15 protein-coding genes are annotated in these 20758 nt (G+C 44.0%); 11 read left to right on the top strand and 4 right to left on the bottom strand.

Translation table 11 applies throughout. From position 1 onward, the window contains the following. Window positions 1–19: 19 nt before the first annotated feature. From I2494_RS00740 to I2494_RS00755, 5 genes are all read left to right on the top strand, one after another. Window positions 20–2191: a peptidase domain-containing ABC transporter gene (locus I2494_RS00740; RefSeq protein ID WP_218465865.1), complete on the top strand. Its 2172-nt coding sequence runs from the start codon at window positions 20–22 to the stop codon at window positions 2189–2191. Between the two features lies 1 nt (window position 2192). Then, a complete protein-coding gene (locus tag I2494_RS00745; RefSeq protein ID WP_218465864.1) occupies window positions 2193–4052 on the top strand; it encodes a TolC family protein in 1860 nt (619 codons plus the stop codon). A gap of 35 nt (window positions 4053–4087) precedes the next feature. Further along, a complete protein-coding gene (locus I2494_RS20760) occupies window positions 4088–4372 on the top strand; it encodes an IS1/IS1595 family N-terminal zinc-binding domain-containing protein (protein ID WP_218465863.1) in 285 nt (94 codons plus the stop codon). 217 nt (window positions 4373–4589) lie between these two features. Next, a complete protein-coding gene (locus I2494_RS00750) occupies window positions 4590–6551 on the top strand; it encodes a peptidase U32 family protein (RefSeq protein ID WP_218465862.1) in 1962 nt (653 codons plus the stop codon). A 48-nt stretch (window positions 6552–6599) separates the two neighbouring features. After that, window positions 6600–9122 carry a DUF3772 domain-containing protein gene (locus I2494_RS00755; RefSeq protein ID WP_218465861.1) on the top strand — a complete coding sequence of 841 codons (2523 nt, stop codon included), beginning with the start codon at window positions 6600–6602 and terminating at the stop codon, window positions 9120–9122. A gap of 64 nt (window positions 9123–9186) precedes the next feature. Here I2494_RS00755 and I2494_RS00760 read toward each other — a convergent pair whose 3' ends face one another. From I2494_RS00760 to I2494_RS00770, 3 genes are all read right to left on the bottom strand, one after another. Continuing rightward, window positions 9187–10062 (bottom strand): alpha/beta hydrolase, encoded by an 876-nt coding sequence (locus I2494_RS00760; protein ID WP_228350799.1) that lies wholly within the window; start codon window positions 10060–10062, stop codon window positions 9187–9189. A 61-nt stretch (window positions 10063–10123) separates the two neighbouring features. Next, complete coding sequence (locus tag I2494_RS00765; RefSeq protein WP_218465860.1) at window positions 10124–12169, bottom strand: TonB-dependent receptor domain-containing protein; 2046 nt, start codon at window positions 12167–12169, stop codon at window positions 10124–10126. Window positions 12170–12460: 291 nt separating this feature from the next. After that, window positions 12461–13075: a LysE family translocator gene (locus I2494_RS00770; protein ID WP_218465859.1), complete on the bottom strand. Its 615-nt coding sequence runs from the start codon at window positions 13073–13075 to the stop codon at window positions 12461–12463. A 293-nt stretch (window positions 13076–13368) separates the two neighbouring features. Here I2494_RS00770 and I2494_RS00775 point away from each other — a divergent pair, with 293 nt between their 5' ends. After that, window positions 13369–14604, top strand: a complete 1236-nt coding sequence (locus I2494_RS00775; protein WP_218465858.1) for a hypothetical protein — start codon at window positions 13369–13371, stop codon at window positions 14602–14604. Next, on the top strand, window positions 14589–15953 hold the full coding sequence (locus I2494_RS00780) for a hypothetical protein (protein ID WP_218465857.1): 1365 nt from the start codon (window positions 14589–14591) through the stop codon (window positions 15951–15953). The genes I2494_RS00775 and I2494_RS00780 overlap by 16 nt, the downstream gene beginning before the upstream one ends. 62 nt (window positions 15954–16015) lie before the next feature. Here I2494_RS00780 and I2494_RS00785 read toward each other — a convergent pair whose 3' ends face one another. Then, window positions 16016–16426, bottom strand: coding sequence for a YgiW/YdeI family stress tolerance OB fold protein (locus I2494_RS00785; RefSeq protein ID WP_218465856.1), 411 nt, complete (start codon window positions 16424–16426; stop codon window positions 16016–16018). A 177-nt stretch (window positions 16427–16603) separates the two neighbouring features. Between I2494_RS00785 and qseB the strand changes: the two genes are divergently transcribed. The 4 genes from qseB to qseC (I2494_RS00805) are packed head-to-tail and all read left to right on the top strand — an operon-like array spanning window position 16604 to window position 20666. Continuing rightward, a complete protein-coding gene (qseB, locus tag I2494_RS00790; RefSeq protein WP_218465855.1) occupies window positions 16604–17266 on the top strand; it encodes a quorum sensing response regulator transcription factor QseB in 663 nt (220 codons plus the stop codon). After that, complete coding sequence (gene qseC, locus I2494_RS00795; protein WP_218465854.1) at window positions 17263–18615, top strand: quorum sensing histidine kinase QseC; 1353 nt, start codon at window positions 17263–17265, stop codon at window positions 18613–18615. Before qseB ends, qseC (I2494_RS00795) begins: the two co-directional genes overlap by 4 nt. A gap of 45 nt (window positions 18616–18660) precedes the next feature. Continuing rightward, the gene (locus I2494_RS00800) at window positions 18661–19323 is read left to right on the top strand and encodes a response regulator (RefSeq protein ID WP_218465853.1); all 663 of its coding nucleotides are present in this window, start codon (window positions 18661–18663) and stop codon (window positions 19321–19323) included. After that, entirely contained in the window at window positions 19320–20666 is a 1347-nt protein-coding gene (gene qseC, locus I2494_RS00805; RefSeq protein WP_218465852.1) for a quorum sensing histidine kinase QseC, read from the top strand. Before I2494_RS00800 ends, qseC (I2494_RS00805) begins: the two co-directional genes overlap by 4 nt. Window positions 20667–20758: the final 92 nt, after the last annotated feature.

A 20758-nucleotide genomic window follows, 5' to 3' on the forward strand; every position in this document is an offset into this window, starting at 1 on the left:
CAACAAGGGAATAATAGGGATGAGTTTCGTTAAAAAAATCAATTTTGGACTAATCAGCCAGCGCTTACCCGTACTGATCCAAACGGAATCGGCTGAATGTGGTCTTGCCTGTTTAGCCATGATCGCTGGTTATTATAATTACAATATTGACCTGGCTACTTTACGCGGTAAATACAGTATTTCTCAGAAGGGCGCCAATCTTACTCAACTGTTGAATATTTCTAAGCAGATGAATTTGACCAGCCGTTCTTTACGGTTGGAAATGGAAGATTTACCCAAGCTTAAATTACCTTGCATATTGCATTGGGAGTTTTCCCACTTTGTGGTACTCAAAGCGATTAAAGGGAATAAGTGTATTATTCACGATCCCGCTTTTGGGGTACGCCAACTGGCGTTTTCAGAGGTCTCAAAATCGTTTACTGGTGTTGCCGTTGAGCTTTGGCCAGATGAAGGATTTAAGCCACAGGAAGTCAGACGTAAGGTTCGTTTTCGCGATCTAATCGGTAAAATTACAGGTCTTAAAAGCAGCTTTATTCAGGTGTTGTTATTGGCCTTAGGAATAGAGCTATTCAGTATTATTTCACCGTTATTTACCCAATGGACGATTGACTATGTGATCGTATCTAACGATAGGAATCTGTTAGTCACATTGATTGTTGGGTTTGGCGTTATGATGCTGGTTCAACAGCTTACTTCGGCCGTGCGGGCGTGGGTGATGATGTATATTTCTACATCCATCAGCGTGCAGTGGCGCGACAGTGTATTCCGTCATCTCTTGCGGTTACCAATCAGCTATTTTGAGAAACGTCATTTAGGGGATATTGTGTCCCGTTTTGGCGCAGTTGACTCTATTCAGTCAACACTCTCATCATCATTCTTTGTGGCCATTCTTGACGGCATGATGACTATCGTCACATTAATCATGATGTACATCTATAGCCCTTATCTGGCAACCATTTGTCTTATCACGATGTTGTTATACGTTATTGGTCGGATACTTTGGTACCGTCCATTGCGCATGGCAACAGAAGAGCAGATTATCCACGGCGCAAAACAACAGAGTCATTTTCTGGAAACCATTCGTGGTGTAAGAACCATCAAATTGTTTCAACGTCAGAATGAGCGTATGTCAGACTGGATGGCGCTGTTGATTAGTCAGATTAACTCAGGTGTCAGAGTTCAGAAGTTACAGATCTACTATCAGCAACTTAATGGCTTATTGTTTGGTATTGAAAACCTGTTGGTCTTAGGAATTGGCGCCACCATGGTGATGGATCAAACGTTCACCGTTGGGGTATTAATGGCGTTTACCTCTTATAAGGGGCAGTTTAGTAGCCGTATCAGCAGCCTGGTAGATAAGTTCTTTGAATTAAAAATGTTGAGTATTCAAACCGAACGTTTGGCCGATATTGTGCTGACTGAACCGGAAGATGTGATAGAACAGAAACAGTATGCCCAACAAACTCAACCACCACGTATTGAATTCGATAATGTTAGTTTCCGTTATTCAGAACATGAGCCTTATGTCATTAAAGACATCTCATTCGTCATCGAGCCGGGTGAGTGTGTGGCACTGGCAGGGGCTTCCGGCTGTGGTAAAACCACATTAAGCCAACTGCTGTGTGGCAGCTTAACGCCAGTATCCGGCGATATCCTGATTGATGGTGTTAGCCTGAAACAACTGACGGTAGCTAACCTACGTCGTTTCAGCGCGACAGTATTGCAAGATGACGTGCTGTTCGCCGGTTCTATCATGGATAACATCACTTTCTTTGACCACAGCGTCAGTCATGAAAGAGCGATTAAGTGTTCTATGATGGCAGCTATTCACCACGATATTGAACAAATGCCAATGCAATATAACACCCTGGTGGGTGATATGGGTGTTGCGCTTTCAGGTGGGCAAAAACAACGGATTCTGTTAGCCAGAGCACTGTATAAACAGCCGCAATTACTGATTTTGGATGAAGCCACCAGCCATCTGGATGTGCAGTTAGAACAACACGTTAATACCGCGGTAAGTCAGCTGGCGATTACACGTCTGGTTATTGCTCATCGCCCTCAAACGCTGGCTATGGTTGATCGCATTATCGTTATTGAAAATGGAACAGTGGGACACGATTTGACACCGGCACAGCTTTTCGCGTCGGCAGCACCGTCAACAGAGCCTGCTGCGGAACAAGGAAGCTAAAATGAAGAAGATTATTCTTGCCAGTCTGGTTTATTCAGCCATATTTCCATCAACATCTTTTGCGGCAAGTCGTAATGATGTGATGAGTCTTATCGATGAACTAAGTACTTCCGGACAGCCCAAAAATAGCTCATCATCGGCAAAGTCTGCACCGCTCACCAGCACCAAAGGGCCATTGCCGGTTAAGTCGATATCAACAACGTCAGCAACACCAACTGCAACTCAACCAACAGTAACAAAACCCGTCACTGTTTCCAGTTCAACGGGTTCTGTGCCGGTGAAAGCAACGAGCGTTTCCCGTACGATTGGTTATGAACCGGTAAAAACGATGCCGGTGAAGAATGCAGTAAATTCTGCCGCCCCTGTCTCAAGTTCAAAACCGGCATCGTTACCCGGTATTGACGAGTATCTCAAGGGGAGTCCGTCACCGTCATCGTCGCAATCAACAACGGTAGCAGCGGCCCCGGTTACGATAGAACCGGTAACCCCGGATATTGTACAACCAGAGCCTCAAACAATAGCACCACAGCCAATTGAAGCGCCGGTGGTTGCTGATATCTCAAGTAAAAAGACGTTGAATGACAACGCTTGTCTGGGTGCTGGTCAGGGTAAGGGAAATTTAAGCTTTTATGACGTCGTGGTCATGGCGATGTGTAATGACCCTAAGGCTAAAGCGACCTGGTTAAACCTGCATCAATATCAGATTGCCAAAGACAGCAGCTATGCGGGCTATATGCCAACGGTAGACTTAAATAGCAGTTTTGGTCACAGAGAGTTAACTCAAACCGTTGACAAGAAAGATTACAAAACCAAAACCGAGTCCTGGGCAAACACGTTGGAACTCAGTTGGTTGCTGTTTGATTTTGGTCAGCGCGAAGCCAGTGTTGATAAGGCAAAGAGTGAGCTTATTGCGGTCGAGTTTTTATCTCTGTCGGATTTACAGGATGTGGTGTTAGATGCCGCACAAAAATACTTTGCGGTTATCGCTTCAGAAGCCTATCTGGAAGCCGCCAGAGATATTGAAGTTATCGCTTATAAAAGTTTACAGGTCACTCAGGGAAAAAGAGAGGCGGGGGTTGGTGAATTAGCCGATGAGCTTCAGGCTAAAAACGCCGCCTTATCGGCCACTAACTACCGAATTAAGGCAGAAGGCGAAGTACGCAACAGTATGGGAGCGCTGGCTTCTATCTTAGGTAAGGATATCACTAAAGATATTAGCTTTCAGAAAGGGTTGTCGGTTCCGTCTCAAAGCTCACTGAATAATATTAATCAGTTAATTGAAAAAGCCTTAAACCAACATCCACAGTTACTGGCAGCTAAAGAGCAAATTACCGTATCGGAAAAAGAGCTGAGCGTAGCAAAAAGAGGCTTTTTACCTTCGGTCTATTTCACTTCTCGTTGGGGTAACGATCGTCCTAAATATGGCCCGGGTTATGACAGTGATGAGCTGTATATGGGGGTTAATGTCAAAGTGCCTCTGTTTAGTGGATTTAGCCAATATAACGCCGTACGGGCAGCGCAGAATAAACTGGAACTGACGCAAAATCAGTTTGTTCAAACCAAGCAAAATATAGCTCTGCAGGTATGGCAAACCTATCAACGCTTATCGACAGCTCAAAATAACCTGAAGAATATGCGCGATTTAGTGGCATCTTCCAGTCGTGCTTATGAGATTGCCCGAGGCCGTTATCAATCAGGTGTTGGTAGCATTTTAGAACTGCTAAATACACAAAATGATTTATCGGAAGCGCAAATCAATAATGTGAACACGATGGTGGACTGGCATTTAGCCCGGCTTTCATTGGCTTCCAGTTTGGGGCAGCTAAATGTATCAACCATAAAAAGTAGTACGTTGAATTGATGTAAGGAGTTTGAATATATAGGGAGGCATTCAAAATGAAAGTCGGGGCCATCATATGTCATCACTGCGGTAGAAAAAACTGTGTTCGTCGACACGGCAGAGCACGTTCCGGATTGCAGCGATATTACTGTTCAGGATGTGGGCGAACATTTCAAATTAGTTATATCTATCAGGGTAATGAAGGAAATATTTTACGCCAGATTGAAGCGTTAAGTGAAAAGGGGAAAACCCAAATGGAGATTTGCCGAAGTTTAGGCATCACCGCTATGGTACTCGATCGCTACTTATATTTAATTTCTATAGAAAATAAGACCTGCTAACTATTCCTGTCCGCTGTTTCCTGTTTTGATTTATCCCGCCTGATGGCGGGATAATCATCTAAACTTCATATCAGATAAACTCCCCGCTATTAATAAGATCCTCATGCGCGGAAATTCAAATCTAATGTACAATGCCGCACGCTGTAGCGACTGCCACCAACATGTTTATGTTTGCTACCTGTTTGATACGATTAACTACTATATAATTCAGTGAAATATGAGACTTTCAGACAATCAGATAGAACTACTTAGTCCGGCAAGAGATGTAGAAATTGCCCGTGAAGCTATTTTGCATGGTGCCGATGCCATTTATATTGGCGGCCCCAGCTTTGGCGCTCGTCATAATGCCGGAAACAGTCTGAAAGATATTGCTGAGCTGGTTATTTTTGCTCACCACTATTATGCCAAAGTGTTTGTTACCCTAAATACCATCTTACATGATGATGAATTAGAACCGGCAAGGCAGCTTATTTATCAACTGTATGATGCCGGTGTGGATGCATTGATCGTCCAGGATATGGGCATTTTACAGTTAGATATTCCACCTATTGATTTGCATGCCAGTACCCAAACGGATATCAGAACGGTTGAAAAAGCGAAATTTTTATCTGATGTAGGGTTATCACAACTGGTTCTGGCAAGAGAGCTTAATCTGGAACAGATTCGGCAAATCAAACATAACGTAAGTGCCTCAATTGAGTTTTTTATTCATGGCGCCTTATGCGTAGCTTTCTCTGGCCAGTGCTATATTTCCCACGCTCAGACCGGGCGTAGTGCCAACCGGGGCGATTGTTCACAAGCCTGTCGACTGCCGTATACCTTAAAAGATGATAAAGGCGGGATTGTGGCTTATGACAAACACTTGCTCTCAATGAAAGACAACAACCAGGCAGCAAACCTGTCTGCGTTGATTGATGCCGGTGTGCGTTCTTTTAAAATAGAAGGGCGTTATAAAGACATGGGGTATGTGAAAAACATCACCTCCTATTATCGCCAGCAGATCGATCAAATTTTGCTTCAACGTTCGGATCTGTCAGCCGCTTCCAGCGGTAGAACACAACATCACTTTATTCCGAATCCGGAGAAGACGTTCCATCGGGGAAGCACCGATTACTTTGTTAACCAACGGCAGATGGATATCGGCGCATTTGATTCACCTAAATATATCGGCTTGCCGGTTGGTGAAGTGCTTAAAGTCGGTGGGAACTATCTGGATGTCAGCGTGATTGAGCCACTGACTAATGGTGATGGTCTGAATGTACTTATTAAGCGAGAAATTGTTGGTTTTCGCGCCAGTAAAGTAGAGAAAACGGCAGAACTTCGTTATCGGGTTTATCCTAATGAAATGTTGCCTGAATTTAGCAAGTTACGACCGAATCATCCGCTAAACCGTAACCTGGATCATCTGTGGCAACAGTCGTTGCTCAAGTCATCCAGTGAACGTAAGGTGAACGTTGAACTACACTTAACACAGGTGGCGGCTGAATTATTGCTGACGGCGACCAGTGAAGAGGGGGGTTGCGTTACAACGTCACTTAATGGTGATTTTGAAGTGGCAAATCAGGCGGAGAAATCATTACAAAGCCTGAAAGATGGATTATCCAAACTGGGACAAACTATCTATCGTGCTACTTCAGTGACCGTTGACTTACCGGCGGTGTATTTTATTCCCAGCGCTCAGTTGAATCAGTTACGACGGGATACGATTGATGCACTAACAGAAGCCCGACTACAACATTATCAGCGTGCTGAGCGGTTACCGGTCTCTGAACCTGCGCCAGTCTATCCTGAAACTCATTTAAGCTTCCTTGCTAACGTTTATAACCATAAAGCCAGGGAGTTTTATCAGCGATTTGGTGTCGAATTGATTGATGCCGCTTATGAAGCTCATCAGGAAAAATCAGATGTGCCGGTAATGATTACCAAACACTGTCTGCGTTTTGCCTTTAATTTATGTCCTAAACAGGCCAAAGGTGTTCAGGGTGTCAAAGGGCGGGCAACGCCAATGCAACTGGTACACAATGATGAAGTTTTGACGTTAACCTTTGACTGTAAACCTTGTGAAATGCAGGTATGGGGCAAGATTAAGCCGCATGTTTTAAAAGCACCATTAGCAGGGAGCGTTGTGGCTTCTATCTCTGTTGATGAGCTAAAAAAGACTATCAAGCCAAAACTGTAATATTAACTATCTCAATCTGACATGTAGTGACGTTTGGAGTATTGCTGTATGTATCGATTTTCAAAGGTATTGCTTTTAATTTGTTCATTGGCGGTGATTGGCACAACGGTACCTTCAGTATATGCAGCGCCCAAATCACTACCTGCTGCTAACAGTAATACCAAGTCTGTGGTAAATAAACCACAGGATCAAACTCAGGGAAATAAGCCACAAGATCAGGATTCAGAACAAGAAGAAAAGAAAGATGTCAGTACCGCAGAACTTGAAAGCTTACAGCAACGGCTTAGTGATATTAAGCAACAGGTTTCTGCCGTTACCAAAGACAAAGAGTTCAGTTTACTGAATACTCAGGCGCTGGAGGTTTCTCATAAAGCGGATGAGTACATCAGTATTCTGACGCCGGTATTAACGCAAATACAAGCCCAACTGGATGTTATCGGGCCTGCCCCGGCACCCGGAGCGCTGGACGAAACGCCTGAAGTCACAAAACAACGCACGGCATTAAACGCCGATAAAGCGGCAACCGAGAAAAAGTTAGAACACTCCCAAACGCTAAAAACCAATGCCAGCAATCTTTCAAAGCAAATTATAGAATTACGGCGAAATGCGCTGAAAACTCAGTTGGCGCTGAATTCAGGGAGTATTTTAGGGCCGCGTTTTTGGGCTCCGATCTTTAGTCCACAGGTGGATGACAGAACTAAAATTGCCAGTTTTAGCCAACAGCTATCCGATAATATTGCACAAGCCTGGCAACCGGATCGGCTGTTTGGTTCCATCGCTTTGATGGTTCTGGCTATTGCTGTTTGGGTCTATGCCCGCAAATATCTTGAAAAGGCACTGGTCTGGTTAAGCATTTGGGGTTTTCCGGATGGGCGCTTACGCCGTACTTTTTTAGCCTTTGCGACGGTTATTGTGACGGTTATTACGCTTTATGGCGGTGCCAATCTGCTCTATCTGGTTTTTGCCCGTAATAATACGCTACCACCATTGGTAGATAACTTCGCCAATGGCCTGTTAGGGCTAACCATTTTCTCCGGTTTGATTGCCGGCCTGGGCAGGGCATTGCTCTCTATTCAACGGCCATCGTGGCGACTGGTACCGATGCCGGATATGATCGCTAGTGCATTAAAGCCTTATCCTAGCGGGATTGCTATTCTGCTCATGTTCTTTGGTACTTTGGAACAGCTTAATAATGTGATTGGTAGCAGCGTATCCGCCGCGATCTTCAGTAACGGTATTGCGTCACTGTTAATTGCTTTATTGGTATGGCGAGCAACTCGTCGGACGAACCGTATTCGCCGGGAGATGGTGGCGTTAGGTGAACCGCTTGAACCACGCACTTCGATGGCGAGTTTGATTCATCTGGTGGTCAGTGCCGTGTCTGTCGCTATCGTATTAGCATTGCTGATTGGTTATATTCCACTGGCGCGTTTTTTAACCTATGAACTGGTGTGGGTTGGCATTGTTTTCTCCTGTCTTTATTTAACCACTAAGTTGATGGGTGATCTGTGTGAAAGCCTGTTCTCTGTCAACCACGCCAGTGGGAAATGGATTAAGCAAGCACTAAGTCTGGATAATCGCTACCTGGAACAGGCAACTATTCTGTTTTCTGCCGTAGGAAATACCATTCTGGTTATGTTTGCGGCGATTGCTCTGTTTAACGGTACTTATGGTGCTACCACACCAATGACTATCGTTGATAAAGCTGTCGATATTCTGGGAAGTGATAGTTTCGGTAAAATCAATATCGTTCCGGCAAACGTTATGAGCGCGCTGATCAGTGCGGTGGTAGGTTTGTATATTCTGCGCACCGCTCGTCGCTGGCTGGGAACTAAGTTCCTGCCCAAAACGGCGATGGATACCGGTATGCGCATGTCGTTAGTCACGCTGTTCAGCAATATTGGTTATGTACTACTGATTCTGATTACCCTGTCATTGCTGGGTATTGAGTGGAATAAACTGGCCTGGATTGTTAGTGCGCTATCAGTGGGTATCGGTTTCGGTCTGCAAGAGATTGTTAAGAACTTTATCTCAGGTTTGATTCTGTTAACGGAACGACCGGTAAAAGTAGGGGATTTAGTTAGTATCAGTGGTGTTGAAGGGGATATTCGTCGTATCAATGTCAGGGCTACTGAAATTCAGCTTAGCGATAAATCGACGGTGATTGTGCCCAATTCTCAGCTCATTTCTCAAAACGTACGTAATGTGACAATGGGAAATGCTCAGGGTGTGGCAACCATTCCTCTGATTTTCCCATTGGATATCGATCCTGAACAGGTACGGGGTATTTTACTGGAAGCTTATGTCGCGCATGAAGCCATTCAGGATACGCCAGCACCGTCAGTCTCTTTTAGTCAGTTAACGCCTGATGGCATTACGTTAAGCGTAACCGGCTACGTCAGTAGCCCCCGAGTGGTCAGCCGAACCAAAAGCGATCTGTTGTTTGATATTTTGAAGCGTTTACGGGCGGCAAACGTTAAGCTTTCCAGCCCACAGAGCTTAGTGGTGCAAAACCTGCCGCCAGAGATTGCCGCAGCTTATACGGACAACAGCAAAAAAGAAGATGAATAGTAAATAAACTTTCCTGTTAACGCCCAATTAAGGGGGTTAACAGGAGGGGCTATCCATTGATATTTTACGCTTTTCCCGCCGTCATTACGGCGTTTCTCACCGCATCCGGGATAACGCTACCGTGATTTTTCTCCGGAAACAGAATGAAAGTTACCTTTGCGCCCTGTTGCTTCATCTCTTCCGCTAGTGTGCGGGCTTTGGTGACCTGTTGACGCTTTGCCTGCCTTTTAGCACGCTCCGCATTTTGCGGTTTACTGGCATCTGCCGGATTAGGTTTTTCTTCATACTCGCCAACTGTTATCGTGATGGACTCCGGCCATTGAGTTAGTAATGGAGTACGAGCAGGGATAACTACACCATTTCCCCACCAGATTGAAGGACTGGCTACAACATAGTGTTGGAATTGTTGAGGATGATTAAACAGAGTGTAGAGCGTAAATAAGCCACCAAATGAATGGCCGGCTAATGTCTGCTTTTGTTGATTAACCGCATAGTGTTGGTTGACCCAAGGCTTCAGCTGTTGGTTGATAAACTGATAAAACAGTTCAGCATTTCCACCCTGAGCAAACTCTTCTCCTTCGGCTGGAGGAGTATAGTCACGAGTGCGTGGTACGGTGTTATAGCTGACATCAGTAGGGTAACCAATGGCGATGACTAATGGGGCGGGGCCATTATCCGGATGATAACTATTTACCGCCAGTGGGAACTGTCCGTTGCCATCCAGCATATATAACACCGGATAACCGGAAGTCGGCGGTGGTGTATGGGGTACCGCAATATAGATTCGGTAATTTCGGTGTTCATCGGCATTCATATCATATTGTTGAATTTGGAAGTGCTGATAAGCAGCGCTATCAACGGGCGGGATCGTTTGCTGAGGTTTGGCGTTGAGGGTGACGGAAAACAGCAACATGGAGAACAGCGCAATTAATTTAGACATGGGAATACCATTGCTTATGAATTTATCAGGCGGAGCCAGAATAGAGGCTCCGCCATACACATCAGAATTTCACGTTAATACCGACCCAATAGCGGCGGCCATCTTCAACGATCCAGTTCCCACCGTTAGTATTGATATCATCACCGGTTTCGTCGGTAATGTTCAGCACGGCCAGATTTAACTGGGTATTTTTGTTGATTTGGTAACTACCCCCCATATCAACAGTAGTAAAACCATCGCGATAACGAGGGCCGGTATAGCTATTACGTTGTGCCGCCCATACTTGTTTACCGGTATAGGTGACGCGGGTATAAGTATCCAAATCGTCATTAACCGTCCAGGTTAACTTTGCATTAGCGCTGTGTTTAGGCGTTTGTGCCAAAGGTTGCCCTTTGAGTGATTCACCTGATGTGAAGAATTCATCGTCGCTTTTACGTTTGGAGTCGAGATAGGTATAGTTCACACCCAGAGTCCAGTTGGTTACTAATGGGATAGTCGTAGAGGCTTCCACACCTTTGATATTTGCTTTACCTACATTGTCATAGGTGTACAGGTTTAAACCGGTAACAGGATCTTTACCACCGGTACTGTAACTGGTGAGTTTATTTTTAAAATCAGTATTAAATAGCGTCAGAGCTGCATTAAAGCCAGACTCATGATCGTAAGCAATACCAATTTCCTGATTTACGCTGGTTTCTGGCTTAAGGTCTGGGTTACCGTACATAATGCCGGCGCCCCCTTGAGTAGCAGTACCATAGCCGGGGCTGATTTCACGCAAGGTTGGGGCGCGAAAAGCTTTTGCCACGCCACCTTTTAATGTAATTTCATCTGTCAGGTGATAGACCAGATAACCGCGAGGGTTCCAGTAATCACCGTAGGTTTCATGATCGTCTAAACGTACGCCGCCGGTAAAGGTTAAATCATCCAGTAAGGCGATCTCATCTTCGATAAATATCGATTTTTGCCAGGCAGTGACCTCTGTCTTCTCTGCGGTTGTTTTCCCCGTGGTGGAATCATCGCTTAATTCAGAATATTGATACTGGCCGCCAAGAGTTACCATATTTGATGGCAGGGGAAGGGTTAGCTTGGCATCTACTACGGTATTGGTGATTTCCGGTTTTCTGTCGCTGTAACCACCACTCCAGGAGCCGGTAGTGCTGTTGAGAGTGTGGGTTTCAGTACTGCGTCGGGTTTTTTCCTGATAAACGCTAATGTCGGAAAAGCCAAAGCCCCATTGTCCTGTGTGAGTCAACGCCCAGTGATTACGCTCATTATTGATATTTGTTTTGGGATTTGGTTGTTTAAGCGAGCCGCGGACGGTGTACGCTTCAATGGATTTTCCAGGAGTAGATTCGCGTTTTTGTATCTCGCGACCACCTTCTAAAACAATTTGTTGGGTATCCGTTGGTGTAAAACTTAGCTTGGCCGTGACACCTTTATTATCGTTTTCGTTGTATCCTTCAATAATGTCATCTTCTGGTCGATAGTTACCGTAGCCATATAACTGGAAGCCAACGCGATTTTCAATCAGCGGGCCAGAGAGATAAAAATTACCCGCATAAATATTACCGGAGTCGGCATTTTCCTGCAGAGTGGCATCCATACTTATTGCGCCGTTCCATTCGTTACCGGCTTTACGCGTAATGATATTGATTACACCACCCATAGCATCAGAACCATACAGCGCTGACATCGGGCCGCGAATTACCTCAATACGTTCGATAGCTTCCATTGGTGGTATAAAGCCTGATTCAAAACCGCCATTACCGTTAGGACGAGATTCCCGGCTGTTCTGACGTTTTCCATCAACCAGAATCAGGGTGTAATCACCGGGTAAGCCACGAATAGAAATATCCTGACTATTGGTACCGCTGCCGGTTATGCTGACGCCTTCAACATCCTTTACTGCATCGATCAAATTATGGAAGGGCTTTTTCTCCAGCTGTTCGCGCGTTACAACGCTGATACTGGCCGGAGCATTACGCAATGTCTGTTGGAATCCTGATGCGGTGACAACCATAGTTTCTTCACTGTCGGCTGCTATCGCGGGAAGGGTGAAGCTACTGATAATAGCCAGACAGAGTGTGTTTAACGATCTGGTTTTCATTGTGTATCCCTGAGTATGATAATAAAAACAAAAGATTGTGCTCCGAAGCCGGATGCCGAATCTTTATTATTGGTTTAAATGCCCGATAAATAAGCGTTGCATATGCTACTACATGATAATGCGAATGATAATAATTATTGTTAGCTTGTGGTGGAAATTGATTTCGAATTGAGTGATAAGTAAGGGAAGTGAATCTATAGAAGGTAATTTCTTGTGACAGCGTCACATTTTAATGATGATTGGTTAAAAACGAAAACACGGAGCCGCCTGATGGCGGCTTATTAACCGGGGTTAGCCTAAAGCAACTTTAATACCTAAACCGATCAATACCACGCCAAGTACTTTATCCACCATGCTTTGAACTTTCGCCAACCCACGACGAACAGGAGCACTTTGGATCAGAACGACTAACAGTGGCCACCAGATAGCGGCAAGGATCCAGATAATAAAGGCGTACCATAATTTCTCACCGGTGCTGGAATCAAGGCTCAACACTTGGGTAAAAACCGACAGAAAAAACAGTGTGGCTTTGGGATTAAGCAAATTACACAAATATCCCTGAATAAAGGCATTTTTATAGCTGGTATGTTGGTGGCTCAGGTTAGTGATATCCATTTTACTACCACCACGAGATAGCAGTGCCTGAATACCAATCCAGATGAGATAAAGTGCGCCTGCATACTTTAACAGGTTAAACAGCCACGGCGTCGCGGTAATAACGACCGCTAAACCAGCGACACAATATGACATATGGGTGGCGACACCGAGAATAACCCCTAAAGCGGTTACCATTGCCACCGAACGGCGATAACGAGCGGCGTTCTTAATCACCAGAAAAAAATCAGGCCCCGGTGAGAGCATGCCAAGGGTAGCAATAGTGGCAACAAAAAGTGAGGTCTCCAGCATATAAACTCCAACATATATCCATGGTTGCAGGTTTTAAGTCTTGATAATGTCAGAGCTTAATAAAAATACAAAGTGGTTAATGAGGTACGTTTGAATTTTTAATCATAAAGGCCGGTGGATACGTCTGGTTATGTACTTTTATAAAAAATCGATCGAGGTAGCTACCTGCGCATTTTGTTATTTAACAATTTCGCTATCGTCAGTATACTCGAACTAATTATTTGATTTAATGTGATATCAATAAAACCTGACATTCAATAGCCTCTTCCTCTAAGCAGAAATAATACTCAAAGATGAAAAAGAACTACTTTTTTACTTTAACGTTTAAACGATACGATCAAAATGCTGCCGGAATTAATCAGGAATTCCGTATATTGGCGGGCAATCAGGTTTTTTATGGAGAAAACCAGTTTTTTCGTCACAGCGAGTTATTAACAAAATTAGAGCCGGGAGATGAAGTTTGTATTGGAGCCAGTCCATTGAGTGATGGTAGCTATTATCTTCACTGGTTGTATTCTACAGATAAGGGCGTAATGGAGCCCAAAAAATACCAACATGATTCTGTCACTTCATCATCGATATCCTTGATAAAAAAGATAAGCCTGATAGCGACTCTTGGGATATTGGTTGCTCTGACAGCTGTTTATTTCTGGGCATTATTACTGATTCTGATCCCTGTATTAGCGGTGGGATATTTTTTTATTAAATTTGCCAGTATTAACCTTATTGCAGAGGGGCGATTTAATGACGAGCTACAGAGAGGTCTCAATGCTGTTATGCAGGGAGATAGGTCACAGTGCTTGTTGGATGATAGTTTAGTACCACCACAACCACAAGAAGAGGCCGACAGGATAGACAGCCTGAACGAAAGATGTAGTCACTCTTTGGTATTGATTCGAGATAAGGTCAATTCTGTTACTCGTCAGCATCATATTTTAAATATGAAACATGGCCATGTACATATTAATGAGACTGTTGTCCGGTGTCAGAATCAAAACTATAATTTGTCTTATTACATTACCGATCCTCTCTTAGGGCCTAAATTTAATACCAATCAGCATCCGGTTTTTTTAACCAAAAATGATAGTGTTACCCTGATATATAATAGGGAAAATAAGAATATATGTGGCCTTTTTAATGAGGTCGATGGTTCTGCTTATCTGAATAAAAATCGAATGTATATGTCACCTAAAGATTTTAAAGGGGCCTATTACTTGTTGTCTTTTATTTTCCTTTTTATGTTGTTTATTATCAGCAGTATTAATGTCGTTGAATGGTGGGATGCTGATGCATTGCCAGACCGCTGGGACTGGATGAAATATATAGAAGTAATGATTATTTTCGGATTATTCTCGATATCTTTTTTTTGTGTATTGATGCTTATTCTTGAGATAACCAATTTGATTTTTTATCGTCGTTCCAGCCAGGGGCGTAACACGCAAATTACACGAAGCATGCTCTATTTATTACGACAACGTCAGGGAAGAACCAACGTTATACAGGAACATATTGAATGTTTTCGTCGGTAAAAATACGAATAGCTACTCTGGTTATACTGTTATCAGCAACGGTCTTGCTAACCTATGGCATAGAATTCACCGGTTTTGCCGCTAAATGGCAATGGCAATCACATCATCTGGATGGGGAAACCTCTCAGGATATGGCTGACTATCAAATAAGTAGTTATTCAGATGGCGTGCTTATTACTGCCAGGGGAAGCGTTCTTAGTAAAGAGAGTCAACGTTATTATCAGGGCATTAGCTATGTCGCTAATATTTTACAAATTGACCTGTTCGCAGATGGCTCTCCTCCATTACTGGATGCACTGATTCCCGAACGAGCACAAAAAATACAAGACGTGTTGAACTATCGCCTCAATTTGCCTTTGGAACCTTATGATTACAGAAAAAATAATAAGAGTGATTTATTTCCAATAACCCACGTTATGACAGAGAAGAACAATAAACTCTATTTTAGTGCCCGTTTTACCGGTGGCGTTACTGCTCAAGGCTGCGATGCTTCAGGGCATTGCTACATCATTACCGATGTGATTTATAAAGATAATCCGATTGTTTATTACTCTGAAAATGGTGGGCGTGACTGGCAATGGTTAAAGCTATGGCAATTACCAACGCGTGAGCAAATATCAGGCATGGAATTTATTAAATTCTACAGCGGTAGTCACTATTTATTGTCATGGGGCGGGCGAGTATATCAGACTCAGGATCAGGGAAAAAGTTGGTCACTGGTCGCCGATAGCTGGGAGTTAGCATCAAAATACCAGGTTATTCTGAATCAGAGAACCTCTCTAAATTATGAAGTGTCGCCAAATTATGAACGTCACCAGTGGGCAGTGAATCAACAGGATCAAATAATCACTTGGTTATGGGTAGCGGACAGAGAGGATTCCAGCCTCAAGAGAATATTATTTATAAGTATCAATATTCAGAATGGACAAGAAAATCAGACTCTCTGGGATGGCGGCATGACGATCATGGATATGCAGCAGTCTCCGAATCATGAAATCTATTTTGTGATGATAGAAGGTACCCGACAAAATACTCGGTCGCTCTATTCACTAAATCGACTGAATAATAATTTAATATACGACCCTATTCTGGAAACGGGGACGGAGCATTTAGGGAAGCTTTATGTTGGCGAGCGGACATTTATCCTTGAGAGAAATCAGTGGGATCGCGAATATATAACATTTTCCAACAATAACAGTATGAAGTGGCAGTCAATGGAGAAATTATCCGGGGATAATATTATTTTGGATGCATGGCATAATCGCCTGTTTCGTTTCCCTGACGCATATAAAATACCGGATCAGAAAAAGAACCCCGGCCTTAGCTATCAAGTAGTTAATTTGCAATAAAAATATCTGATTTGGGATAGTTATAGGGGGAACACATAGTCGTTGTTCCCCTTACAATTACATTACTTAATCTTTCTAATTTGCTTCACATCAAGCTCAATAGAATTCCAGTCTTTATCGATTTCACCCTGCAGCTCCACGGTATCGGTTGGGGTGATAGTCAGGCCATTCCAACGCTTATGGTCAATATCAACATTTATGGTGCCGGTTTTATCCCGGAAAACATACAACTCTTTACCGATTTGCTGTTCGATATTTCCTTGCAGGGTAACCCAGGTATCATCACTCATGGTTAAGGCTTTCTCAACCGTCATGGTGCCTGCATTAGGGCCTGAAAAACCGCCTCCTTGTTGAGCTGGGGCAGTCGTCGTTGCTCCGGGGCCGCTAAATCCACCATTTGCAGCGCTATTTTGAGCAAAGACAGGCGCACTGACTAATGTGGCAACCAAAGCTAACATCGTTAATTTTTTCATGTTTTATTCCCTCAATGACAGGTGATCTACTCTTTTCGCTAACTATTAAATCACTAAGTTCTTAACAGGATCTTAATAGAATGAAAATAAAAAATATTTTTGCGTATCCGGCTTCAGGCAATAGCCATACCGGGATTTATCCTGTAAAAATGGGCCGTTAATCAACAGGAGGACATTATGCGCATCTTGCTTATTGAAGATGATAGGCTGATTGGTGACGGAATCAAATCCGGACTGACTAAAATGGGGTTCAGTGTGGACTGGTTTTCCGAAGGGAAAAGCGGTCAACAGGCAATTGACGCTGCGCCTTATGATGCCGTTGTTCTTGACCTCTCTTTACCCGGTATTGACGGCATGGATATTTTACGCGACTGGCGTAAAAGCGGTCACGATATACCGGTACTCATTTTGACCGCTCGTGATGCGCTGGAACAGCGTATTGATGGGCTACAGCAAGGGGCTGACGACTATTTGTGTAAGCCTTTTGCCCTGACGGAAGTGGCCGCTCGATTGCAGGCGTTGATACGCCGGCGCCATGGTCAACTTACGCCAACGCTCACCTATGGACATGTGGTGTATGAACCAGCAACCATGAGCGTAACCAGCCATGGCGAACCGGTAATCCTTAAGCCAAGAGAATTAGCCATTCTGGAGCTGTTTTTACATAATATTGGTCGGGTTTTGCCGCGTCCGCTAATTGAAGAAAAATTGTATAACTGGGATGAAGAGGTCTCCAGTAATGCGGTTGAAGTTCATATTCATCATTTGCGACGCAAACTGGGGAATGACTTTATCCGCACGGTACACGGTGTGGGATATACCCTGGGAGAGAAGAAGTGAAAACCCTGAGTTTGAAACTGCGTCTGATCCTGCTGTTTATTCTACTGGTGATGATAACCTGGTCGGTAGCAAGCTTTTTGGCGTGGCGGCAAACCAGTAAAAATATTGATGAAATTTTTGATACGCAGCAAATGATATTTGCCAAGCGGCTTTCGGTATTGCAGCCAGCCACCATCGGTAATATTTCGCAGCAGCTACCTAAGACTAAAAAGTTATTGCGCCATAACCGGGGCGCTCAGGATGATGATGCCTTGGCTTTTGCCATTTTTACGCCTGATGGTGAAATGGTATTACACGATGGTGATAATGGCAGTAATTTTATCTTCAACTATCATCAGGATGGCTTTGCAAATAGCGCCATTAGAGAGGATGACGATTTGTGGCGCATTGTCTGGTTAAAAACCGCCGATAATCGCTATATTGTCGCCGTCGGTCAGGAATTGGACTATCGTGATGATATGTTAGAAGATCTGCTGGTTTCACAGCTTAAACCCTGGCTGATAGCGCTACCCATCATGGCTTTATTGATGGTTTGGTTGATTACTCGTGAATTAAAACCACTGCGTCATATTGCCGAACAACTTAATCGACGTCAGCCGGATGATGCATCAGCGTTAATAACGCCCCGAATTCCCGGAGAAATACAGCCAATCGTTGATGCGTTAAATAAATTATTTAACCGTATTGGTACGATGCTGGCGCGGGAGCGTCGTTTCACCTCCGATGCGGCTCATGAGCTGCGTAGTCCTTTAGCCGCACTCAGAGTGCAGACAGAAGTGGTGCAACTATCGGGTGATGATGAAGCAATGCGTCAGCATGCGCTGGCAAACCTGACTGATGGGATAGACAGATCTACACGAGTGGTGGATCAATTATTAATGCTTTCACGACTGGATTCATTTTCACAGCTGGACGATATACAGCAAATTGAGTGGCAGGCGCTATTACAAAATGCTATTGCTGATATCTATCCTAAAGCTCAGGCTGAAAATATTGATATCCGTTTAGATATCAGGCAGACACCAACACCGGTTAAGGGACAGCAGCTGTTACTCTCTGTTTTGCTTCGTAATTTGTTGGATAATGCTATTCGCTATGGCCGACAAGGCAACACTATTATGGTGACGTTAGATAAACATAGTTTTAGCGTGGAAGATGAAGGGCCGGGTGTCAGCGATGAATATTTGCAACGTATCGGTGAGCGTTTTTTCCGTCCCCCGGGTCAAGAGAAGACCGGTAGCGGGTTAGGATTGTCTATAGTACAGCGCATTGCGCATTTGCATGGGTTGAGCACTAAATTTAGCAATCGAGATCAAGGTGGTTTTAAAGTTGTGATTAGCTGGCATTAACCAGTTAATTAATATTGGTAAAACTAATTACACAGGAGCTCCGGCATGAGGATTCTGCTGGTTGAAGATGATGAGTTGATTGGTGATGGAATTCAGGTTGGCCTGACTGAATTAGGTTTCACTATTGACTGGTTTAGTGATGGTTTACAGGGACAAAATGCGATTCATTCGGCACCTTATGATGCCGTTATCCTCGATTTGAGCCTGCCCCATATTGATGGGTTGGATATTCTTAAATATTGGCGTCAGAAAAAAATAGACACGCCGGTACTGATTTTAACTGCCCGGGATGCCATAAAAGAGCGGGTCAGTGGATTGCAGTTTGGTGCGGATGACTATTTATGTAAACCTTTTGCTCTGGAGGAGGTTGCGGCTCGTCTTCAGGCTTTAGTACGCCGTCGTCACGGGCAATTAAGCTCAATCATTCAATATAAAGATATTGCGTTAGATACTGCTAACTATGTGGTGACCAAAAGCGGGGAACCCATAGTGCTTACATCCCGGGAATTAAAATTGCTGGAACTATTCTTACTCAGTCAGAACCGGGTATTAAGTAAGGCGTTGATACAAGAAAAGTTATATTCATGGAGTGATGACGTCATCAGTAATACGGTAGAAGTACACATTCATAATTTACGTCATAAATTGGGTAAAGACCTGATCCGTACTATTTACGGCATGGGCTATGCCTTAGGCGATGAAAAATGAAAAGATTAAGCCTGCGTACTCGCCTTATCCTGATTTTCACTATTCTTATTCTGCTTTCCTGGGTTATTTCGTCAGCTATTGGCTATGTAAAAGTTCGTCATCGAGTTCGGCTGGCCTATGATGCAGAACAGATTATTTTCGCCAAACGGCTGGAGCGCTCCGGATTAGACGATTTGTTGGCGATTCAGCCTAAAAATGACAATACCTCATTTCGTCCCGATCAATTTAAACAAGCCAGGGATGCGCTCTCATTTGCTATTTTTACCACTGATGGCAAAAAGTTACTGACTGACAGGGATGATGTCCCTGATTTCTTTTACTCTCCAACGGATACTCAGTTAGGAGAGAAGCCCGAATTCAGAGAAAGTAAGCTATGGCGTGTTTTATGGCTGAAGTCTCAGGATCAGCGTTTTATTATCGCGGTTGGGCAGAAAAATGCCTATCGGGAAAGGTTGGCGAAGTCGATTTTGCTCGATCATCAGGTTACCCCTTGGGGAACGATGATCCCAATTATGCTGATTATCATCACGCTAATGATTAATCGTGAATTAGCGCCGCTTAAACGGGTGACTTCTGAGCTTAAACAGCGAAAACCGGATGATGAAACACCGATTGAAGAGAAACGTCTACCGCCGGAGGTTCAACCCTTTGTTGATGCACTAAATCTGCTGTTTGCTCGTATTGGCGATATGCTTAAGCGGGAGCGACGCTTTGTTTCTGATGCTGCTCATGAGTTACGCAGCCCGTTAACGGCTCTTCGGGTTCAAACCGAGGTGGCACAATTAACGGTAAATAAACCTGAAGTACAGAAAAGGGCGTTAAATAACCTGACGATTGGTATCGACCGAGCTTCCCGACTGGTGGATCAACTATTAACATTATCCCGACTGGATGCCCAATCCGGTATTCCGGAGCAACAAACCATTCACTGGCAGCCGTTAATACAGGATATGCAGCCTGCCTTTTTTGCCAGTGCAAAAGAGCAGCAAATAAATCTGCAGATTAACTATCAGGGTATGCCGCCAGACAGACAGGGAAATGAAGTTTTGCTGTCATTGCTGATTCGAAATCTGGTGGATAATGCGCTGCACTACACCCCGGCAGAAGGTACCGTCAGCATCACGCTGACCGAACAGCAATTATTGATTGAAGACAGTGGGCCAGGTGTCACTCAAGAACACTTACAGCGATTGGGCGAACGTTTTTATCGTCCACCAGGACAAACAAAAATCGGCAGTGGTTTGGGTATTTCCATTGTTAAGCAAATTGCCGAACTGCATGGTCTGGAGATTAATTTCGCCAATCGTGAGGAAGGTGGATTCAGAGTTAGTGTTGAGCTTTAACGATGATGTAGAGGTTCCGGCAGATTGCCGGTAATAAAATAGTTTCCGGCCGTAAGCACAAAGGGTATCTCATTATTGTGCACGGCCGGAAT

The sequence above is a fragment of the Limnobaculum allomyrinae genome (assembly GCF_016649425.1).
Taxonomy (GTDB): Bacteria; Pseudomonadota; Gammaproteobacteria; order Enterobacterales; family Enterobacteriaceae; genus Limnobaculum; species Limnobaculum allomyrinae.

What these genes read in the sequence shown, in the direction of transcription:
- I2494_RS00740 (WP_218465865.1), top strand. Translation starts at nt 20, where the DNA reads ATGAGTTTCGTTAAAAAAATCAATTTTGGACTAATCAGCCAGCGCTTA.
- I2494_RS00745 (WP_218465864.1), top strand. Translation starts at nt 2,193, where the DNA reads ATGAAGAAGATTATTCTTGCCAGTCTGGTTTATTCAGCCATATTTCCA.
- I2494_RS20760 (WP_218465863.1), top strand. Translation starts at nt 4,088, where the DNA reads ATGAAAGTCGGGGCCATCATATGTCATCACTGCGGTAGAAAAAACTGT.
- I2494_RS00750 (WP_218465862.1), top strand. Translation starts at nt 4,590, where the DNA reads ATGAGACTTTCAGACAATCAGATAGAACTACTTAGTCCGGCAAGAGAT.
- I2494_RS00755 (WP_218465861.1), top strand. Translation starts at nt 6,600, where the DNA reads ATGTATCGATTTTCAAAGGTATTGCTTTTAATTTGTTCATTGGCGGTG.
- I2494_RS00760 (WP_228350799.1), bottom strand. Translation starts at nt 10,062, where the DNA reads ATGTCTAAATTAATTGCGCTGTTCTCCATGTTGCTGTTTTCCGTCACC.
- I2494_RS00765 (WP_218465860.1), bottom strand. Translation starts at nt 12,169, where the DNA reads ATGAAAACCAGATCGTTAAACACACTCTGTCTGGCTATTATCAGTAGC.
- I2494_RS00770 (WP_218465859.1), bottom strand. Translation starts at nt 13,075, where the DNA reads ATGCTGGAGACCTCACTTTTTGTTGCCACTATTGCTACCCTTGGCATG.
- I2494_RS00775 (WP_218465858.1), top strand. Translation starts at nt 13,369, where the DNA reads ATGAAAAAGAACTACTTTTTTACTTTAACGTTTAAACGATACGATCAA.
- I2494_RS00780 (WP_218465857.1), top strand. Translation starts at nt 14,589, where the DNA reads ATGTTTTCGTCGGTAAAAATACGAATAGCTACTCTGGTTATACTGTTA.
- I2494_RS00785 (WP_218465856.1), bottom strand. Translation starts at nt 16,426, where the DNA reads ATGAAAAAATTAACGATGTTAGCTTTGGTTGCCACATTAGTCAGTGCG.
- qseB (WP_218465855.1), top strand. Translation starts at nt 16,604, where the DNA reads ATGCGCATCTTGCTTATTGAAGATGATAGGCTGATTGGTGACGGAATC.
- I2494_RS00800 (WP_218465853.1), top strand. Translation starts at nt 18,661, where the DNA reads ATGAGGATTCTGCTGGTTGAAGATGATGAGTTGATTGGTGATGGAATT.
- qseC (WP_218465852.1), top strand. Translation starts at nt 19,320, where the DNA reads ATGAAAAGATTAAGCCTGCGTACTCGCCTTATCCTGATTTTCACTATT.